Origin of the sequence: Aquincola tertiaricarbonis (assembly GCF_000969605.1) — a bacterium.
Taxonomy (GTDB): domain Bacteria; phylum Pseudomonadota; class Gammaproteobacteria; order Burkholderiales; family Burkholderiaceae_C; genus Aquincola; species Aquincola tertiaricarbonis.
On sequence record NZ_JZUE01000082.1, the window covers coordinates 1 to 730 of the forward strand.

The following is a 730-nucleotide window of genomic DNA, read 5'->3' on the forward strand; positions in this document are numbered from 1 at the left end:
GATGCTGCTGCCGGCGGCGCCGCAAGACTGGCTGCCGGCGGGCCACCTGGCTCACTTCATCAACGACACGGTCGACGCGCTGGAGCTCAAGGCGTTCTCCGCGCGCTACGAAGGTGGCGGCTCGCGCAACCAGCCGTTTCACCCGGCGACGATGGTCAAGGTGCTGGCCTACCTACGCCACGGGCGTTTTCAGCTCGCGCAAGATCGAGCGCCGGCTGCACGAGGACCTGGCGTTTCGGATGCTGGCGGCGGGTAACTTCCCGCGCCACCGCACGATCTGCGACTTCCGGGCGTTTCACCTGAAGGAGTTGTCGGATCTGTTCGTGCAGGTGGTCAAGCTGGCCCGGGAGATGGGCCTGGTCAAGCTGGGCACGGTGGCCATCGACGGCACCAAGCTCAAGGCCAACGCCAGCCGCCACAAGGCGATGAGCTACGAGCGCATGAAGCAGGCCGAAGCCGAACTCCAGGCGCAGATCGACGCGCTGTTGGCGCGCGCCAAGGCCACAGACGAGGCCGAGGTCAACGAGCCGGAACTGGACTTGCCCGCCGAGATCGAGCGGCGCGAGGCGCGGCTGGCGGCCATCCGGGAGGCCCGGGAGCGGCTGGAGCAACGCCAACGCGAGGCCGACCTCGAACGTGCACGCAGCGACGACGACGACCGGCGCCCGCGTGGCCCGGACGGCAAGCCCAAGGGTGGGCGCTACAAGCGCGAGTTCGGCGTGCCCGAGGA

At 69.0% G+C, this 730-nt stretch carries 1 pseudogene; it reads left to right on the forward strand.

The features are described 5' to 3' along the window. Position 1: 1 nt before the first annotated feature. Positions 2–730 (forward strand): annotated as a pseudogene (locus VO99_RS27500) (transposase); the annotation flags it as partial.